16 protein-coding genes and 1 pseudogene are annotated in these 16,704 nt (G+C 43.7%); 6 read left to right on the forward strand and 11 right to left on the reverse strand.

What is annotated here, in order from left to right:
* Positions 1-852: pseudogene (locus BLT94_RS22365) on the reverse strand (IS3 family transposase); the annotation flags it as partial.
* 383 nt (positions 853-1,235) lie between these two features.
* Between BLT94_RS22365 and BLT94_RS13630 the strand changes: the two are divergent.
* The 4 genes from BLT94_RS13630 to BLT94_RS13645 are packed head-to-tail and all read left to right on the forward strand — an operon-like array spanning position 1,236 to position 6,294.
* Entirely contained in the window at positions 1,236-1,517 is a 282-nt protein-coding gene (locus BLT94_RS13630) for a type II toxin-antitoxin system Phd/YefM family antitoxin (protein WP_092235154.1), read from the forward strand.
* Positions 1,514-1,864 carry a type II toxin-antitoxin system RelE/ParE family toxin gene (locus tag BLT94_RS13635; protein WP_092235157.1) on the forward strand — a complete coding sequence of 117 codons (351 nt, stop codon included), beginning with the start codon at positions 1,514-1,516 and terminating at the stop codon, positions 1,862-1,864. Before BLT94_RS13630 ends, BLT94_RS13635 begins: the two co-directional genes overlap by 4 nt.
* Positions 1,865-1,897: 33 nt before the next feature.
* A complete protein-coding gene (locus BLT94_RS13640) occupies positions 1,898-2,626 on the forward strand; it encodes a class I SAM-dependent methyltransferase (protein ID WP_092235161.1) in 729 nt (242 codons plus the stop codon).
* 59 nt (positions 2,627-2,685) lie between these two features.
* The gene (locus tag BLT94_RS13645) at positions 2,686-6,294 is read left to right on the forward strand and encodes an ATP-binding protein (RefSeq protein WP_092235164.1); all 3,609 of its coding nucleotides are present in this window, start codon (positions 2,686-2,688) and stop codon (positions 6,292-6,294) included.
* 20 nt (positions 6,295-6,314) lie between these two features.
* Here the strand turns inward: BLT94_RS13645 and BLT94_RS13650 are convergent, their stop codons facing one another.
* The 6 genes from BLT94_RS13650 to BLT94_RS13675 all read right to left on the reverse strand — a co-directional run bounded on the left by BLT94_RS13650 (position 6,315) and on the right by BLT94_RS13675 (position 11,334).
* Positions 6,315-7,718: a sigma-54-dependent transcriptional regulator gene (locus tag BLT94_RS13650; RefSeq protein WP_092235168.1), complete on the reverse strand. Its 1,404-nt coding sequence runs from the start codon at positions 7,716-7,718 to the stop codon at positions 6,315-6,317.
* 115 nt (positions 7,719-7,833) lie between these two features.
* Positions 7,834-8,427 (reverse strand): superoxide dismutase, encoded by a 594-nt coding sequence (locus BLT94_RS13655; RefSeq protein WP_092235170.1) that lies wholly within the window; start codon positions 8,425-8,427, stop codon positions 7,834-7,836.
* A 42-nt stretch (positions 8,428-8,469) separates the two neighbouring features.
* Complete coding sequence (locus BLT94_RS13660; protein WP_092235172.1) at positions 8,470-9,033, reverse strand: lipocalin family protein; 564 nt, start codon at positions 9,031-9,033, stop codon at positions 8,470-8,472.
* Positions 9,034-9,075: 42 nt separating this feature from the next.
* On the reverse strand, positions 9,076-9,531 hold the full coding sequence (locus BLT94_RS13665; RefSeq protein ID WP_092235175.1) for a hotdog family protein: 456 nt from the start codon (positions 9,529-9,531) through the stop codon (positions 9,076-9,078).
* A gap of 50 nt (positions 9,532-9,581) precedes the next feature.
* Complete coding sequence (locus tag BLT94_RS13670) at positions 9,582-10,595, reverse strand: MDR family oxidoreductase (protein WP_092235177.1); 1,014 nt, start codon at positions 10,593-10,595, stop codon at positions 9,582-9,584.
* A 412-nt stretch (positions 10,596-11,007) separates the two neighbouring features.
* Positions 11,008-11,334, reverse strand: coding sequence for a superoxide dismutase (locus BLT94_RS13675; protein ID WP_322787290.1), 327 nt, complete (start codon positions 11,332-11,334; stop codon positions 11,008-11,010).
* Between the two features lie 21 nt (positions 11,335-11,355).
* Here BLT94_RS13675 and BLT94_RS22665 point away from each other — a divergent pair, with 21 nt between their 5' ends.
* Positions 11,356-11,700 (forward strand): spore photoproduct lyase family protein, encoded by a 345-nt coding sequence (locus BLT94_RS22665; RefSeq protein ID WP_407641563.1) that lies wholly within the window; start codon positions 11,356-11,358, stop codon positions 11,698-11,700.
* Positions 11,701-11,928: 228 nt separating this feature from the next.
* On the opposite strand, the gene BLT94_RS13680 is transcribed toward BLT94_RS22665, so the two are convergent.
* From BLT94_RS13680 to BLT94_RS13690, 3 genes are read right to left on the reverse strand one after another with little or no spacing between them, the layout of a single operon-like run.
* The gene (locus tag BLT94_RS13680; protein ID WP_092235183.1) at positions 11,929-13,245 is read right to left on the reverse strand and encodes a TRAP transporter large permease; all 1,317 of its coding nucleotides are present in this window, start codon (positions 13,243-13,245) and stop codon (positions 11,929-11,931) included.
* Complete coding sequence (locus BLT94_RS13685) at positions 13,242-13,736, reverse strand: TRAP transporter small permease (RefSeq protein ID WP_014956177.1); 495 nt, start codon at positions 13,734-13,736, stop codon at positions 13,242-13,244. Before BLT94_RS13685 ends, BLT94_RS13680 begins: the two co-directional genes overlap by 4 nt.
* 29 nt (positions 13,737-13,765) lie before the next feature.
* Complete coding sequence (locus BLT94_RS13690) at positions 13,766-14,770, reverse strand: TRAP transporter substrate-binding protein (RefSeq protein WP_014956176.1); 1,005 nt, start codon at positions 14,768-14,770, stop codon at positions 13,766-13,768.
* 461 nt (positions 14,771-15,231) lie between these two features.
* Here BLT94_RS13690 and BLT94_RS22050 point away from each other — a divergent pair, with 461 nt between their 5' ends.
* On the forward strand, positions 15,232-15,399 hold the full coding sequence (locus BLT94_RS22050; protein WP_158406056.1) for a hypothetical protein: 168 nt from the start codon (positions 15,232-15,234) through the stop codon (positions 15,397-15,399).
* A gap of 297 nt (positions 15,400-15,696) precedes the next feature.
* Here BLT94_RS22050 and BLT94_RS13700 read toward each other — a convergent pair whose 3' ends face one another.
* Positions 15,697-16,704, reverse strand: coding sequence for a virulence RhuM family protein (locus BLT94_RS13700; RefSeq protein WP_092235187.1), 1,008 nt, complete (start codon positions 16,702-16,704; stop codon positions 15,697-15,699).

A 16,704-nucleotide genomic window follows, 5' to 3' on the forward strand; every position in this document is an offset into this window, starting at 1 on the left:
GCATGATGGCCTTTTTTAATGCTCGGATTACAGAATGTCTTTCGAGGGATCTACTTAAATCCCAGCCAACAATACTTCTTGAAAATAGATCTATAAAAACGGTCAAATAATACCAATGACGGCCAACTTTTAAATAAGTGATATCGCTCACCCATACGGTGTTTGGTATTTTAACATCAAATTTTCTATTGAGTAGGTTCGGTGCCACAGGTTCATTGTGTTTGGAATCAGTAGTGACAACCCACTTTTTTAATGTTTTGCATTTCAGACCCATTTTCCGCATCAAACGAGCAACTCTGTTTTCACTGACATTACAAAAATCTGGATCGTCATGGAGATCAGCAGTGATCATCGGACTACCGGCCATGCCGTTATGCTCTGAGAACAATTTAAAAATACATTGCTTTAACCGATCATTCTGACGAGACCTTGCTGATGGTATTCTGTTCCGCCACTGGTAAAAACCGCTCATTGAAATTTGTAATATCTGGCACATCTTCGTCATCGTAAACTCAGAGCGGTGATCTCTAATGAATTGATACTTCATTTCGATGTCCTGCTGAAGATGGCCATTGCTTTTTTTAATATGTCGCGCTCCATTTCAGTATCTCGGAGTTTCTTCTTTAATTCTCGAATTTGTTTCTGATCTGGGGTTAACGCCTCAACTCCATTACCGGGAAATACATATTGTCCATTTGCACTGTGATATTCGCGACGCCAACGATATAGGAGATCTTTACCAATACCTAAATTTTCGGCAACTTCAACAACTGATCGTCCAGGTTCAGCGCATAATAAAACAGCATTCCTTTTGAATTCTTGATCAAATTTTCTTCTGGGATTTGAGTTCATGTTTTGTCCTCCTTAATTTGCATTATAGAGGCTTAACTCAGTGTACACAATATCGGGGGAGGATCACTTTGGAATTAATCGAACTTATTCACAAATAAATCACTGAATTTAAGTTTAACTTTCCTTTCGAGAAGTCCCCTTCCAAATCTTTGATTCAGAAGGGGGCCATTCCCCCAATCCAACACCCCAAAAAATAAAAAGGCCCGAGTCAAGGGCATCGCAAGTGCCGGAACCAAAAAAACGGATGACCCCGCCCCCCAAAAAAACTCTCTCGGAATTTCTTTTGGACGGATCTATCTAAAAACAGGCGGTGGATTCAGGGATAGAAAAGCCCTTGACAATCAGTCTGAATTTAGTATCATATTCAGACTGGAGGTGATAAAATGAATATTACAAATGATATAAAACCGGTTACATACTTAAAATCAAAAGCTGCAGATTTATTAAATCAAATAAATGAAACTCATCGTCCTGTTATCATTACCCAAAACGGTGAGCCGCGCGCTGTTCTTCAAGATCCGGAAAGCTACGAGAATATGCGTAATGCAATCGGAATCCTTAAGGCTCTCTCCCAGGGTGAATCAGATATTAAAAATGAAAAAATCAAATCTCAAAAGGAGGTCTTCAGCGAAATAGAAAGCTCACTGAAAGGTAAGCTTAAATGAATCAAATTTATGATATTGAATGGGCGCATATTGCTGAGAACGATTTAAAAGAAATAATTGATCATATCGCCATTGACAGCCCGGCAAATGCGTTAAAAGTTTTAGAAAAGATAAAAGACAGAACATCAAGTCTTTATACTATGCCGGAAAGATGCCGAATAGTTCCAGAGCTTAAGGAACAAGGTATTACGCAGTACAGAGAATTAATTGCTTCCCCATGGAGAATTATGTTTAGAATAGCAAAAATGAAAGTTTACGTTTTATCTGTTTTAGATTCCAGACGAAACATTGAAGATATTTTACTAAAAAGACTTATTAATATGAATCTGAACAGGGATATCATTTAACACCTCTAAACTGTTTTGGGATTGACGGCAGCAATGAAACACAAAATCACCTGTAGAAAAAAAGACCCGTTGGGTGCCATGATGCTGGACTACTTAAATGGCAGTCGGCAGGCATGTGTTGAAGTCGAATCCACAACACTTGACATGTGGAAGATGAGCGGAGAGGTCATGTTCAGAACGTTTAAAAACATGAATCGAATTGAACGCAAAGCCTTAAGCCTGTGCCGGGGCAAAACACTGGACATTGGTGCGGGAAGCGGGTGTCACAGTCTTTATCTGCAAAAAAAAGGCCGGACGGTTGATGCCCTTGACATGTCCCCGGGCTGTATTGAAGTCATGAAAAAAAGGAACCTGCCCAATGTCATCCACGGCAATCTTTTTTCAGTGAAAAACAAACAATATGATACCCTGCTGATGCTGATGAACGGCCTTGGGATTTGCGGATCACTTGATGGATTGAACCTGTTCCTGCAATTTATCAAACCCATTCTTGCCCAAAACGGCCAGGTCATTGCCGATTCCACGGATCTTGCATCACTTTATGAGCCTGAAACCCTGTCCCTGCCGGATGAGGCCTATTATGGAGAAACCGAATTTATCATGACCTATAAAGATATTGTAGGAGATCCCTTTGAATGGCTTTATGTTGATTTTAACACCCTGCAATATTATGCGGATTTTCATGGGTTTGCCTGTGAAAAAATTTTGTCGGATAAAACCGGCAGATACCTGGCCAGGATATTTTGGCAGACAAGACAATAACCTGCTTGACCGCCAGGGGGATAATAGTTTGTTTACCCTTCAAGGGAGATCAATTTTGAATGTTGAATAAAAAAAGCATCAAACCCTTTTTCCAATCATTGTTCTACTCTATTCCCTATCAAGTTAAAACCCTGTTTTCTAAAATCGGTTCCAAGCTGATCATTCTCATTTTAGCCGTGTTTATCCTGTCCATGGGCGTACTTGTTTTTCTGGCAACAAATCTTGTTACCGAATTCGGGGAATATGCCGCCTCTGTCAATGAAAAGAACATCAACGAAAAAACCACTTTGCTGTTATCCAGGATAATGGATGAACAGGCCATGAGACATGAGAACACTTTTAACAAAGTGGCGCTGTCATCTGCTGTCATTGCACAGCAGGCAGGTATTCTGTTTGATCAAAAACAAGGATTTGCCAATCAAAAAAACATCCGGCATCATCTGTCTTTTTATCCTGAAAAAAATTTCTTTTCAAATTCAGCCGCTGAAACCATTGAAATCCTTTATTGGGGAGACACAACCATATCCCGGGAGATTGCGAAAGAACTGGATGTGCTGTCAAACATTGGTCCGCTTCTGGTCAAGGTCAAGGAAAATAGTCCTGAATCCGTGGCCATCTATATGGTTGCTGAATCCAGCTTTACCTTTTATTATCCGAATTTTCACTTTATTAAAAAATTAAAACCGGCACAGGAATATGAACTCAAAAACGCCATCTGGTATCAAATGGCAAAGCCGGAAAACAACCCGGACCGTAAAACCATATGGACACAGATATACCAGGACGAGGCAGGCCAGGGGTTTATGACAACAGCTGTCACGCCGATCTATTCCAAAAATGGAGATTTCCTGGGTGTTGCCGGTATAGATATTACCCTGGATACGATTATCAAGGAAATCCTTGAAAAAAATACCCTGGCCCAAGAACAGGGCAAGATGAGCACGATGTTTTCATTTATTGTTGATACCCAGGGCAGTATTGTGGCCTTTCCCACAGATCATCTTGAACTATTCGGACTCAGCCGGAAAGAAAAAAGCGTGGCGTACGGAGATGTTCTTGAACAAAACCTCATGAATTCAAAATATGATCAGGTAAGGGCCATTAAAGATCTCATTACATCGACAAATAAACAGACCAGCAGGATTGATCTCAACAATACTCCCATCCTGATCTCGTCCCAGATCATGCCCTCAACCGGATGGCACCTTTGCATTGTAATACCGGAATCTTTTATACTTTCATCTGTAAACCAAACCCGCAATGCCATTGATTCAGTTGTCAAAAAAATGAATTACCGATTTAAATGGGTGACCCTTGCCTTTCTGGTGATCTGTGTGATCATTATTGTTCTTTTTTTAAGCCGACAGCTGATCATTCCTCTGAACAGACTTGTTTTTGGTGCCATACGGGTAAAAGGGGGCGATTTAACGGTTCATCTGGAACTGACAAGAAAAGATGAGATGGGACTTTTAACCCAGACCTTCAATACCATGGTTGCAGAACTTCACAAGTCAAGTCTTAGGGAAAAAGAGCATACCAAAACCCTTGAACAGAAAGTAAAAGAAAGAACCTGGGAGATCTTCCAAAAAAGCAAAGAACAGTCCCATACCCTTGCATTGCTTGAAAAAGAATCCCGGGACCGAAATAAAATTCAAAAAGACCTTTTGGAATCCCAGGCAAAATACCGTGATATTTTTGAAAACTCGGTGGAAGGAATATTTCAGTCCACACCTGACAATAAACTGTTAAGCGCCAATCCGGCCATGGCCAGAATTCATGGGTATGACTCTCCCCGGGAAATGCTTTCGCTGGTGGATAATATTGAGCTGCTTTATGTCTATCCTGAAGAACGCAGAAAATTTGTCCGGATGCTTGAAAAAAACAGAACCGTATCCGGATTTGAGGTACAAATTTTCAAAAAAGGCACCAGCATCATCTGGACCTCCCTGAGTGGCCGGGCGGTCATGGACCCAAACGGCAAGCTTCTTTACATCCTGGGTTCATGTGAAGATATAACCAAACGAAAACAGGCGGAAGATACCGTTAAAAAAGCATCTGAAATCGCAGAACAGGCCAACCGTGCCAAAAGCCGGTTTCTTGCAACCATGAGCCATGAAATCCGAACCCCCATGAATGCGGTGATCGGCATGACGGAAATGGTATTAAAAACGACCTTGAACAAAGAGCAGAAAAAATATCTTGAAGTGGTGTATCAATCATCAGAACATTTACTTGCGCTGATTGATGATATTCTGGATATCTCTGCCATTGAGGCAAAAAAAATTGATCTTGAAAACCGTCCTTTTGATCTTGATAAGCTGATCAAGGATGTGGTGAGCATGTTTTCAAACAAAGCAGACCAGCAGAATATAAAACTATCATACAGCATCCAGGAGGTGCCGGTTTATTTAAACGGTGATGCTGCAAGGCTGCGTCAGATCCTGGTTAACCTGATCAATAATGCCGTTAAATTCACCCCAAAAGGAACCATACAAATCAAGGCCGCCTATGACCGGGATGCTGAAAACACCTCTTCTGATCCTTTGAATCCGGAAAAAATAAAGCTCCTTTTTTCCATAAAAGATACGGGTATTGGAATTCCGGAAGACAAGTTTGACCATATTTTTAAAGATTTCATCCAATTGGAAAGCTCCCTGTCCAGAACGTATGGCGGTACAGGACTGGGACTTGCCATCTGCAAAAAACTGGTGATCCTGATGGGCGGAGATATCTGGGTGGAAAGTGAATTGTCCAAAGGAACCACCTTCTTTTTTACCATCAGGCTGAACCTTGCAACACCGGAGGAGATAAAAGCGCTTGAATATCCGGCATCAAGCGATTCCGTACCCCAGGCAAATCAGATAAATCAGGCAAACCGGATCAGCCATAACTCCCTTAAAAAATGTCATATCCTTCTTGCCGAAGATTTTGAGATCAACCAGGAAGTGATTACGCCGATTCTTGAAAAACACGGGTTCCTTGTGACCATTGTTATCAATGGAGAACAAGCGCTTCAGGCGGTTCAGGAAAAATCCTTTGACCTTATTCTCATGGATGTTCAAATGCCGGTAATGGATGGTCTTGAGGCCACATTAAAGATTCGAAACCTTAAAGACCCGTTAAAGGCATCCATCCCCATTATAGCACTGACGGCCCATGCTTTAAAAGGAGACAGGGAACGGTTTCTCAAGGCCGGTATGGATGAATATCTTTCAAAGCCTGTCCACAGCAATGAATTGATACGAGTCATTTCAAAACTGCTGGATCAGCAGGAAAAAGCCGTTGTCAAACACCCGGCCGCCCCTGAAAAACGAATAGACCTGGACTATGCGTTGACACTGGTAGGCAATGACACCGATCTTTTGTTAACCAGTTGCAAAGCCATTGTAAAATACCTGCCCCTGAAAATGACGGAACTGAATCAAGCGGTTTCAAAAAAAGAGTATCAAAGGATCACACGCCTGGCCCATTCCATTAAAAGCGCTGCCAAAAGCGTTGGGAACCGGAAATTAACAAGAATAGCCTTTGCCATGGAACAGTCCGGCAATGAAAACAAGGCGCAACGGGCTGTAAAAATAATGCCTTTTTTTAATCTTCATGTGCAAAAAATGCTGAATGAACTGGAAGACTATATTCTCAGTGCTGATCCTGATATTCCCCTGTCATAAAAAAAATACCTGTCAGAATTTCATAAGGGTTTCAATTTTTTCTGGTGTTTTTCCAGCAAATGATACAACCCGGATCTTGACACCCCGGAAAGATGACAAGCCCTTTCAATATTGCCTTTGGACAGTTTGATCAGAGAATCAAGGTATTGAGACTCATTGAGGTGCCGGAACTCTTTCAGACAGGGAAACTTGACATCCTCCATCTCAAGATTTTCCTGCCCCCCCCGGCCCAGGCTCTTGTTTGCGGCCATTTTTTTTTGACGACAATAAATTCTCACTTCCACCGGCAGATGATGGGGATTAAGCTTATGTTCATTCATGGCATTGGCAATGGACGAATGCAGAACACTGATCAATTCACGGATGTTTCCTTTCCAGTCGTACAGGATAAGGGTCTCTACAAAATCCCTGGAAACATCCTTGGTATGGATTCCGAACTGATCACAGATTTTTGCAATATAATGCCGGGTCAATAATTTGATGTCATCCAGCCGCTCCCGTAAAGGAGGCAGATGGATATGGTAGGTCACAAGCCGGTAATAAAGGTCTTTTCTGAAACGCCCCTCTTCCACCATTTTTCTTAAATCCCGGTTGGTGGCGGATATCAACCGGAAATCACACTCCACTTCGGTTTTCAATCCAAGGGGACGATATTTTTTATTCTGCAATACCCTTAAAATTGATTTCTGGGCAGGTCCGGAAAGATCGCCAACCTCATCCAGAAAAAGGGTTCCTTTGTCCGCCTGCTTTACCAAGCCGTCACTGTGGGTGACCGCCCCTGTAAACGCGCCTTTTAAATGGCCGAACAAAAGACTTTCAACCAGATTGTCCGGAAGGTTTGTGCAATCCACCGTAACAAAATTTGCCGCTGCCCGTTTACTGTTCTCATGCACGGCTTTTGCAATCAGGTCCTTGCCGGTACCGGTTTCCCCTGTAATAAAAAGATTGCCTTCGGTTTTTATGACCTTTGCAACAACATCCATGCATTTTTTTAATTTTACATTCTCACCAATGATAAAATCCGTGTTCAGGCGATCCTGAGCATCAAAGACAATTTTATTTTTCCTGAACTGCAGGGCCCGTTTGAGGGTTAACTTGATGTCATCATATGAAGGCGGTTTTTCCAGATAATCCCAGGCACCGTTATTCAGGGCCATTTCAGCGCCTGAAATCTCGGATTTCCCTGTTATAATGATGATTTCAGGAGATGAGGGCGCATCAATAAAATTGTTAATCCCCTCAAGTCCGTTGGCATCCGGTAAAATAACATCCAGAAAAACAACATCCACATAAAATTCCTGTGCAAGGCCAAGCCCGTCGGAAAAATTTTGCGCCACCCGGCATTGGTGACCCAATTTTTTCATGTAACTGACAAAAGGGGCACAAAAAATCGGATCATCGTCAACGATTAAAACACTGGCCATATTGAACCCTTTCTTTGAAAAAATATTTTTCTTCGGAACCGGCCCTATTTATACACAGAATCTTCTATTTATCAAGCATGTTGGCTGAGTCCATTTTTTTGGACGCCCCTCTCAGTTAAACGAGATTGGAATTAACGAACTCCCAATTGACAAGATTGTTAAAAAAGACATCAAGATAGCCGCCTCGGTCGTTTTGATAGTCAAGGTAGTATGCATGCTCCCATACATCCACCGTCAACAGGGGCTTAAAACCATGAGCTATGGGGGTGTCGGCATTTGAAGTTTTCATAATCTCCAACGTGTTGTCTTTCATAACCAGCCATGCCCAGCCGCTGCCGAACTGCGTCAGTCCGGCATTCTTCAACTGTTCGATAAAATTTTCATATCCTCCGAAATCGGCATTGATCTTCGCTGCGATGTCGCCTGTGGGTAATCCCCCGCAATTCGGTTTCATTGATTTCCAGTAAAATGTATGGTTCCAAACCTGAGCCGCGTTGTTGAATATTCCGATTGTGTCAGCATTATTTACGGTCTTTTTGATAATATCCGCCAACGTCTCTTTTTTCAGATCGGTTTCCTCGATCAGCTTATTCAGGTTGCTAACATAAGCGTTATGGTGTTTCCCATAATGAAAGCTCAAGGTCTTCGCGCTGATATGGGGTTCCAAAGCATATTTTTCGTAAGGAAGATCAGGTAGGATAATAGTCATTTTTTTCTCCTTTTTTTAAAAATTTGGTTTATTTGCACCGGTTTAATCAACGGCGCGACTTTTTGCTTCCTCTAAATTAGCATTGTCAGGCAAGTTTCCATGATCGACAAATATCAATTTGTTCGTTTCAAATCCCGATGCTGCTGCTTTTTCAATGAGCTTATTTTTTAAATCTGAATTTATTTCCGGCCCTCTGGCCAGAATCCATAAATAAGATTTATCAGGGCCGCATACGATTGAATATTGGTAATTCTCATGATCAAGGCCAAAAACGATATAAGAACCATAAAAGGGACCAAAAAAAGAAACTTTCAGGTGACCCTGATCAGATCCTTTTACAAAATAAGCTTTCCCTTCAACCTCTTTCCAGGCGTTTTCTTTAACCGAGTAACCGCGATTTAATACCCTGACACCACCATCATTGCGCAAACTGTAATCTGCTGTTATTCGTGTCAATCCCCGTTCAAATGAATGATCCAGCCGCGCAATTTCGTACCACTTGCCCAGATATTTTTCCAACTCGAAATTATCAACGGGTTTAATATTTTCAGGTATTCCAACACACCCCATCAGAAATAACGCCAATATTATTGATAGTTTTTTCATCTCTGTTTTTCCCCGCAAAACCTAACCCATAAAACATCCGACTTACTCTTTTTTAGTGACCATCATTGTTGTTTGATATTCTATCACCTGCTGATCACGCTGATTATAAGCCCTGTTTTGGTAAACAAACAAGAACCTTTCCGGATTTTTGGTCGGACGAAGCTCAATGACCTCTGCTTCAGCTCTCAAGGTGTCCCCAAACATCACAGGAGACGTGATCTTCATATTGTCCACACCAATATAAGCATAAATTTCATATCCGTCCCCGGCCAGAAGCCCGGCAATATTATCTGCATTATGAATCAGGCCGTCAGCCACGGTAAAGATGATGGGGCCAGCCAGTGAGCGTTCCTTGAACCAGGTTCCCCCGGCATATTCCGAATTGCTGTGAACCGACATATTAAACCAGTTGAGCTGATGCAGGATGGAAAAATCCCCCTTATCAAGCGTCCTGTTTACGCGACACGAAATTTTAGTGCCTGCTACTATCTTACCCATAAGCCACTCCTCTTTTTTTATATATTTTTTTTTATTCCTCGACATTTTTATCATGCGTTTACGTCGATCACAATATGGCCTGTAATATTACCCGCCAGGATTTCTTTGGCATACCGGGGTACATCTTCAAGGGGAATTACCTTATTGATACTTGCCAGGGCTGCATCGGAGATATCGGTTACCAACCTCTCCCAGGCGGCTATTCTCCTCGGAGTCGGGCACCACACCGAATCCACCCCTCGCAGACTCACCCCCCTCAAGATAAAGGGCATTACGGTAGCCGGCAGATCAGACCCGCCTGCCAGCCCGCAGGCGGCCACACACCCGCCGTATTTCATTTCAGACAATAACCTGGCGAGTACCTTGCTGCCGACATTGTCAACGGCACCGGCCCATTTCTGGGTTTCAAGCGGTGATGGCATCATGGTCCATTCTTCACCCCCGGCTATTTCTTTAGCCCCGATCTGTCTTAAGTAATCGTGTATGGATGCCTGCCTTGATCTTGTGAGCGCAGTAACTTCATACCCCAGTTTGGCAAGAATGGCCACTGCGTTGCTGCCCACGCCGCCGGTAGCACCGGTAACAATTACCGGACCGCTGCCCGGTGTCACCCCGGCTTCTTCCAAGGTCATGACCATGAGCATGGCTGTGTAACCGGCAGTCCCTATGGACATGGCCTTCCTGGTGTCCATGCCTTGGGGAAGGGGAATCAAAAAATCGGATTTGATTCTGGCCATCTGAGCGTAACCGCCCCAGTATCTTTCCCCCACGCTCCAGCCATTCAGGATTACCTGGTCGCCAGGGTTGAAATCAGGAGAGTTTGATTCAACCACTGTTCCTGCCAGGTCAACGCCCGGCACCATTGGGAAAAAACGAAATATTTTGTTGCGGTTTGCAAATCCCAGCCCCTCTTTATAATTTAGGGTGGAATAATCTACCTGAATCAGCACATCTTCTTCAGGCAAATCAGCAACATTCAGCTGCTTCACCGTGGCAACCAGTTCACTTGGTTCACTTTCCGCCTTGTCTACAACAAGAGCCTTAAAGGTATCTTTATTTACCATTCTGAATACTCCTTATTCTACGATTTTATTCATAGCATTTTTTTGCTGTTTGCTTTTATCATCTTTTAAAGGTATTTTCGAACCGTAAATCCGCCAGCCTAAGTATGACTGAGAATACAATCATAGATTCATTTCAAATAATTTTATGACCAAAACGAGTCTGTGGAAACACATTCCTGGCGATCAAATTTATTATTTCAAAATAATTTCCTTGGGTAGCTCACTATCTCTAAGTTTGGCCCACCCAATTTAGATATCGGGGTTACCATTTTAAGCCGGAACACCCCATAAAATAAGGCTTTTCTGGAAGGCCCTGTTTCTGAGGCTTACGCGATGGAAGACTCTCATCAATCGGTTCAAACTGTCCCGCTTTATGTCGGTAGCCGATATCGGTTTTAATCACCACTCTCAGTTAAACGAGATTGGAATTGACGAACTCCCAATTGACAAGATTGTTAAAAAAGACATCAAGGTAGCCGGCTCGGTCGTTTTGATAGTCAAGGTAGTATGCATGTTCCCATACATCCACCGTCAACAGGGGCTTAAAACCGTGAGCTATGGGGGTGTCGGCATTTGAAGTTTTCATAATCTCCAACGTGTTGTTTTTCATAACCAGCCATGCCCAGCCGCTGCCGAACTGAGTCAATCCGGCATTCTTCAACTGTTCGATGAAATTGTCATATCCTCCGAAATCGGCATTGATCTTGTCTGCAATGTCGCCTGGAGCATGAACTATGATGTTATCTCAAAGAAATTTTAGATCGGCGCGCCTACATTTGAAAGACGGCTCAACGCAGCCGTAAAGGTTCAAGAGGCTGGATATCCGATACGAATCAGGCTTGACCCAATTGTTCCGATTGATGACTGGGAAAAAGCATATGCAAAAACCATTAAATCGATCTTTGACAAAGTTTCGCCTGAACGTATGACTCTTGGAACCCTTCGATTTGAAAGAGGGTTTTACAATATGCGGAATAGTATTTTCACCTCTGGTCCAACCCTGCCTGAAATATTGGATCAAATGGAACAGATGTTTGAACCCAAATTATTTGAAGGATCGAAAAGGCCTCTCACGTATGGCATCTGCAAAAGCCCAAAAGACTAAAGGGAATACCGACAAGACGTCTGCCAAAGCACCTGATATTAAGAAAGAGTACCAATGCCATAAAATCTGACGGTATTCTTTTTTTACCCTCTATAAAATATAACGTCCTCGGATTCTGAGTCACATTGGAAATTGGAAACCGGCTGCATTTCATGGTGGAGTCGGTGAAAGCCCGGTTTGAAGACCAGCACCAGTCAGTTTTGACGTAAAGCCGTATCCGCGCCGGTTTCAATACAGCAGGTTGGGCAGAAACAAAATGATCTGTGGAAACAGGATCAGAATGATGATGCCCACAATCAATGCGGCCATAAAAGGAATCACGCCCATGAAGATTGTCTGCAGCGGAATGGTTTGCCGGAACACGGTCTGTGCCACGCCATAAACCACGTACACGTTGATGCCGATAGGCGGGGTGATTACCCCCATCTGGGTGATCATGACAATCATCACCCCGAACCAGACGGGATCATACCCCAACTGCTGGACCACGGGATAGAAAATGGGCACGGTCAGGGTGACTAATGCCAGGGCATCGATAAAACAGCCGCCGATGAGATAGATGATCAGAATCACGCTCATGACCAGCACAGAGGGAATGTCCAGACCGGCCACCCATCCGGCGATTTCAAAGGGGATTCGTGTCACGGCCAGAAATTTGCTCAGGATCACGGCCCCCACGATCAGCATCATGACCATGCAGGAGGTGCGAAGGGCCTCCAGAACGGAATTTACAAATCCCTGCCAGGTGAGCTGCCGTCTGACCAAAGCGATCAGCAGAACACCGAAGGCACCTATGGCTGCGGCTTCCGTGGGTGTGAACAAGCCTATGAAAATTCCCACAATCACCAAGGCAAAGACCGCCAGAGTTTCACCTAAACCCATAAGGGCTTTCAGCTTTTCCGTCCATGAAAAGGATTCACCCGGGGGGCCCTGTTCCGGGGAAATGGTGCATCGGATATAAATGCACAAAATGAACAGCAGCGTGATCAGCAAGGCCGGAAAAATGCCGGCCACAAACAGCGCCCCGATGGACTGCTGGGTTAAAATGCCGTATATGATCAGCACCACGGACGGGGGCATGATCATGCCGATGCTGCCTCCAGAGGCCACGGAACCGGTGGCCAGTTCATCGTCATAATTGTACCGCTTCATTTCCGGCAGCCCGATGGTGGCCATGGTGGCGGCAGTGGCCGGGCTGGATCCGCACACGGCTCCGAATGCGGTACACGCGGCCACCGTGGCCATGGCCAGGCCACCTCTGATATTGCCTAGAAATTTATATCCGGCGTCATACAGCCGTTTGCTGATACCTGAATTGAATCCCAGCTGGCCCATGAAAATGAACAAAGGAATGGTGGACAGGTCATAGGAAGCCAGGGTTTCATACACTTCTAGAGACAGCAGGGCCAGGCCGGCTTCGATATTGATGACATAGGAGAATCCCACATATCCCACCAGGGCCATGACAAATGCCACGGGCATTTGTGTCAGAAACAGTGCCAGCATGAAAACAATGCCGATAATACCGATGAGTGTCGGGCTCATTTTGAATCTCCTTTTCGCAGTTCCACAATATCAAGACAAATGGTTTCCAGAATGGTGATGGAAAAAAGCAGTAACCCGAAACCCAGGATATAAGCGATATAATAGGTGGGGAATTTCAAGCTCATGGATACTTCCCCCATCTGTCTGAGTTCCGCCGCATGCAGAAACATCTGCCATGTGATCAGTCCGAACAGAAACAGTGTTAAAGTCCGTGTGATCAGCCTGACCCAGATTTGGGTTTTTCGGGAAAAGGTCTGCATCAGAATTTCAACGCCCACATGGCCGCCTATTTTGTATGTATAGGGCAGGACCCCTGCCACGATGATGGTTGCCAGAAACCCGACGATTTCAACCGATCCGAATATCGGGTGTTTGAAAAACCGTCCGATGACATCCACCACAGTCAACAGCATCATGCCGACCAAGGCGATGCCGCCGATAAGTTTCATGGCGTTGGATAGTTTGTTCAGTGCCAGAGCAATCTGTCTCATTAAAACTCCTGTATATTGTAAGATACGGGTTATGGCTGCTGCAGACGGGCTTGGATGAAATCCACAACCACTTTGCCGTCAATGCCTCTTTTTGCCACGGATTGAATATAATTTTCTAACAGGACCGATGATTTTTCAGCCCAGCGTTTTGATTCCTCATTGGTCTGGGAAATCACGGTGCCGCCTTTGGACAGAAAAAACGCCATGCCTTTCTTGTCCGCCTCATCCCAGACCTGTCCGTGTTTCAGTGCGTATTTTTTGTTGATGCGTGTGAAAATTTCCTGCTGTTTCGGGGTCAATTGATGCCATCTTTTCTGGTTCATGAACACGGCAAAGGTGGTGGTATATCCGCTGGAAAAGTTCTGGACCATATATTTGGCCACTTCTCCCAGTTTCCAGCCGTTGTTGGCTTCGACGGGATGGGCTGACCCGTCCACCACGCCTCGTTGGAGCATCTGATAGGTTTCCGCCATGGACTGGCCCACAGGCGTCCCGCCCAGGGCGGCGATGACTTCCCCGCTGGTGCCGGTTCCCCGGATTTTCAGGCCTTTGAGATCCGCAAGGCTATGGATGGGTTTGTTCCGGGTATGAATAACACCGGGTCCGTGGGCATGCAGATACATTACTTCGGTATTGTGCAGCTCTTCCGGATCGAACCGTTCCAGCACCTGGTTGGCCACGGCCGTAGCCTGGACCCCGGAGGTGTATCCCATGGGCAGGTCAATGGCTTCCAGCACCGGAAACCGGCCCCGGGAATAGGCGATGGCCGTCATGCCGATGTCCGCCACCCCTTTTGCCACGGCAATATAAGTCTGCTGGGGCCGGGTCAGGGTAGAGGCCGGAAAATAGTTGAATACAATCTCGCCGTGGGTCTGTTCTTCAATTTCTTTGCACCAGCGTTCCGCCAGTTTACTGTGAACATGGGTGGGCGGAAAAAAGTTGGAATAGGTCAGCCGCATCTGAGCCCCGGCCGGTTGGATCAGAAAAAAAGTGGCACAGAAAACCAGAAACAATGGAACCGATCGTAAGCGCATTCAAAAAACCTCCTCAAGTCAGGCGGCCGTCTGAACCAGGGTCATTTTCATATGGCCGACTCCTGCTGTTTACATGCCGTCATTTTAGTATCACAATGCAACTATATTGTAGCATTGATTGGGGATTTATAACGAATGAACCTGCCGTTTGTCAAGAAAAATTCTGATTTTTTTCGCAAAATTTTCTAACGGTTTCGTTGACAAATCAACATTTATTTGATTGGGGCATTATATGGGATCGCTCATTCGAAACCTTTGCACGAGTCATCTATTCTTCCTCATATTCCCAATTTGGATATTGTTCATGACCCACATTCCACACCCATAACAGGCAAAATAGGCCAAATTATTTTTCAAGGCAATCGTTTGATTGGTGATTTATTTTCTGAATGCAATTTGACCTAGATTTTTCTAGTTTATTGCGTTATGCTCACCTCAATGAAAATTCATTCGAGGTGAGCATGAAACAGCAGATTCACGGATTCACGGTTCAGCATTTACCGATCATTACAGCATATGCAAAGAAAATTGGCGTAAGGGATGTCATCAATTCCTTTGGACGCCCTATGGAGATCTTCATGGGCTACAGATGGGTTAACCATTTGGCAAATGCACCGTTGTTTGTTTAAATCGAATTTTTTATTGTTTCAAGATATCTGTCACATTTCAAAATCTAATTTGACGCGATGGATATAAAAACCTATAATTTTTTAATATCCAACATAAAACACGGATGAGGATGATGATTAATAAAAAACACATTATAACCCTGTTAAAAGAATATAAAAAGAAACAAGCCAAAAAATTCGGGGTTACTAAAATGGGCATTTTTGGATCATACTTTGAATCCTGTTTTAGTATTTGAAAACCAAAATATATGATATTTATTAGTATTGCAATACGACTGTTTGCCCACCATTTTTTTATTATTTGCTTTTATCATCTTTCAATAGTTTTTTCATTTCACGGTCAAAATCAGAGATATATTTTTTATCCTTTGCTTTTCTGTATTTCTCATATTCAACTTTTGCTTTTTCAACAGCCTTTTCATGGCTGACTTTTCCGGCATTGGTTAGAAGCTCTTTTTCACTGATTCGCAAAAAATCATCCAGTTTTTGAATCCAGTCGTGCATTTTCATTAATCTGCCGGTTGTTGCCTGGAGTTCAGCAAAATCAAGGTACATGGAGACGATGAGATTGAGCTGCTTCAGTTCATCTTCTGAAAGATAATTTTTCGCGATTGTAATATCTCTTGTGGTTATATATTTGCCTTGAAAATTGGTAAGCCCTAAAAATGGTTTGTCTGCATCTACTCTTTGGCTTATCATCTCTGCGGCTGTTTGGCCGTGGATGGCATAGTGCATTTTATTTTGGACGGTTGCAAAGAATTCCCTGGTTATAGCGGCATCATTTTTATAATCAATGCTGGTTGCATAAATATCGGTTACTTTCTGGTAAAAATTTCTTTCACTGCTCCTGATGTCCCGGATTCTTTGAAGAAGTTCTTCAAAATATCTTGATCTTGCCCCTTCCTGTTTCAAGCGGTCATCATCCATTGTAAAACCTTTTACAATGTATTCATGAATCCGTTTAGTCGCCCACTGTCGAAATTTTGTACCTTGAGGAGATTTTACACGATAACCAACTGAAATTATAACATCCAGATTGTAATATTTGACCCGTTTGCTTTGCGTTTTACCCTCAATTGCACCGTGTTTTGTGGTATGTCGGAAAAGCCGACACACCTCTTTTTCGTTTAGCTCCCCCTCTTTAAAAACATTCCCGATATGTTCGGTTATAGTTGTTCTTCCTTTTCCAAACAGCATTGCCATTTGCTCTTGACTCAGCCAAACGGTTTCATCTTCCAATTGCACTTGAAGTTTAGTTGTACCATCCGAATCGGTATAAATGATTATTTCTGAGTTATGTTCCAT

The organism is Desulfobacula phenolica (assembly GCF_900105645.1).
Classification (GTDB): domain Bacteria; phylum Desulfobacterota; class Desulfobacteria; order Desulfobacterales; family Desulfobacteraceae; genus Desulfobacula; species Desulfobacula toluolica.

Excerpts from the sequence above, each read along its gene's own strand:
- BLT94_RS13630 (WP_092235154.1), top strand. The coding sequence starts at position 1,236 with ATGAATATTACAAATGATATAAAACCGGTTACATACTTAAAATCAAAA.
- BLT94_RS13635 (WP_092235157.1), top strand. The coding sequence starts at position 1,514 with ATGAATCAAATTTATGATATTGAATGGGCGCATATTGCTGAGAACGAT.
- BLT94_RS13640 (WP_092235161.1), top strand. The coding sequence starts at position 1,898 with ATGAAACACAAAATCACCTGTAGAAAAAAAGACCCGTTGGGTGCCATG.
- BLT94_RS13645 (WP_092235164.1), top strand. The coding sequence starts at position 2,686 with ATGTTGAATAAAAAAAGCATCAAACCCTTTTTCCAATCATTGTTCTAC.
- BLT94_RS13650 (WP_092235168.1), bottom strand. The coding sequence starts at position 7,718 with ATGGCCAGTGTTTTAATCGTTGACGATGATCCGATTTTTTGTGCCCCT.
- BLT94_RS13655 (WP_092235170.1), bottom strand. The coding sequence starts at position 8,427 with ATGACTATTATCCTACCTGATCTTCCTTACGAAAAATATGCTTTGGAA.
- BLT94_RS13660 (WP_092235172.1), bottom strand. The coding sequence starts at position 9,033 with ATGAAAAAACTATCAATAATATTGGCGTTATTTCTGATGGGGTGTGTT.
- BLT94_RS13665 (WP_092235175.1), bottom strand. The coding sequence starts at position 9,531 with ATGGGTAAGATAGTAGCAGGCACTAAAATTTCGTGTCGCGTAAACAGG.
- BLT94_RS13670 (WP_092235177.1), bottom strand. The coding sequence starts at position 10,595 with ATGGTAAATAAAGATACCTTTAAGGCTCTTGTTGTAGACAAGGCGGAA.
- BLT94_RS13680 (WP_092235183.1), bottom strand. The coding sequence starts at position 13,245 with ATGAGCCCGACACTCATCGGTATTATCGGCATTGTTTTCATGCTGGCA.
- BLT94_RS13685 (WP_014956177.1), bottom strand. The coding sequence starts at position 13,736 with ATGAGACAGATTGCTCTGGCACTGAACAAACTATCCAACGCCATGAAA.
- BLT94_RS13690 (WP_014956176.1), bottom strand. The coding sequence starts at position 14,770 with ATGCGCTTACGATCGGTTCCATTGTTTCTGGTTTTCTGTGCCACTTTT.
- BLT94_RS22050 (WP_158406056.1), top strand. The coding sequence starts at position 15,232 with ATGAAACAGCAGATTCACGGATTCACGGTTCAGCATTTACCGATCATT.
- BLT94_RS13700 (WP_092235187.1), bottom strand. The coding sequence starts at position 16,704 with ATGGAACATAACTCAGAAATAATCATTTATACCGATTCGGATGGTACA.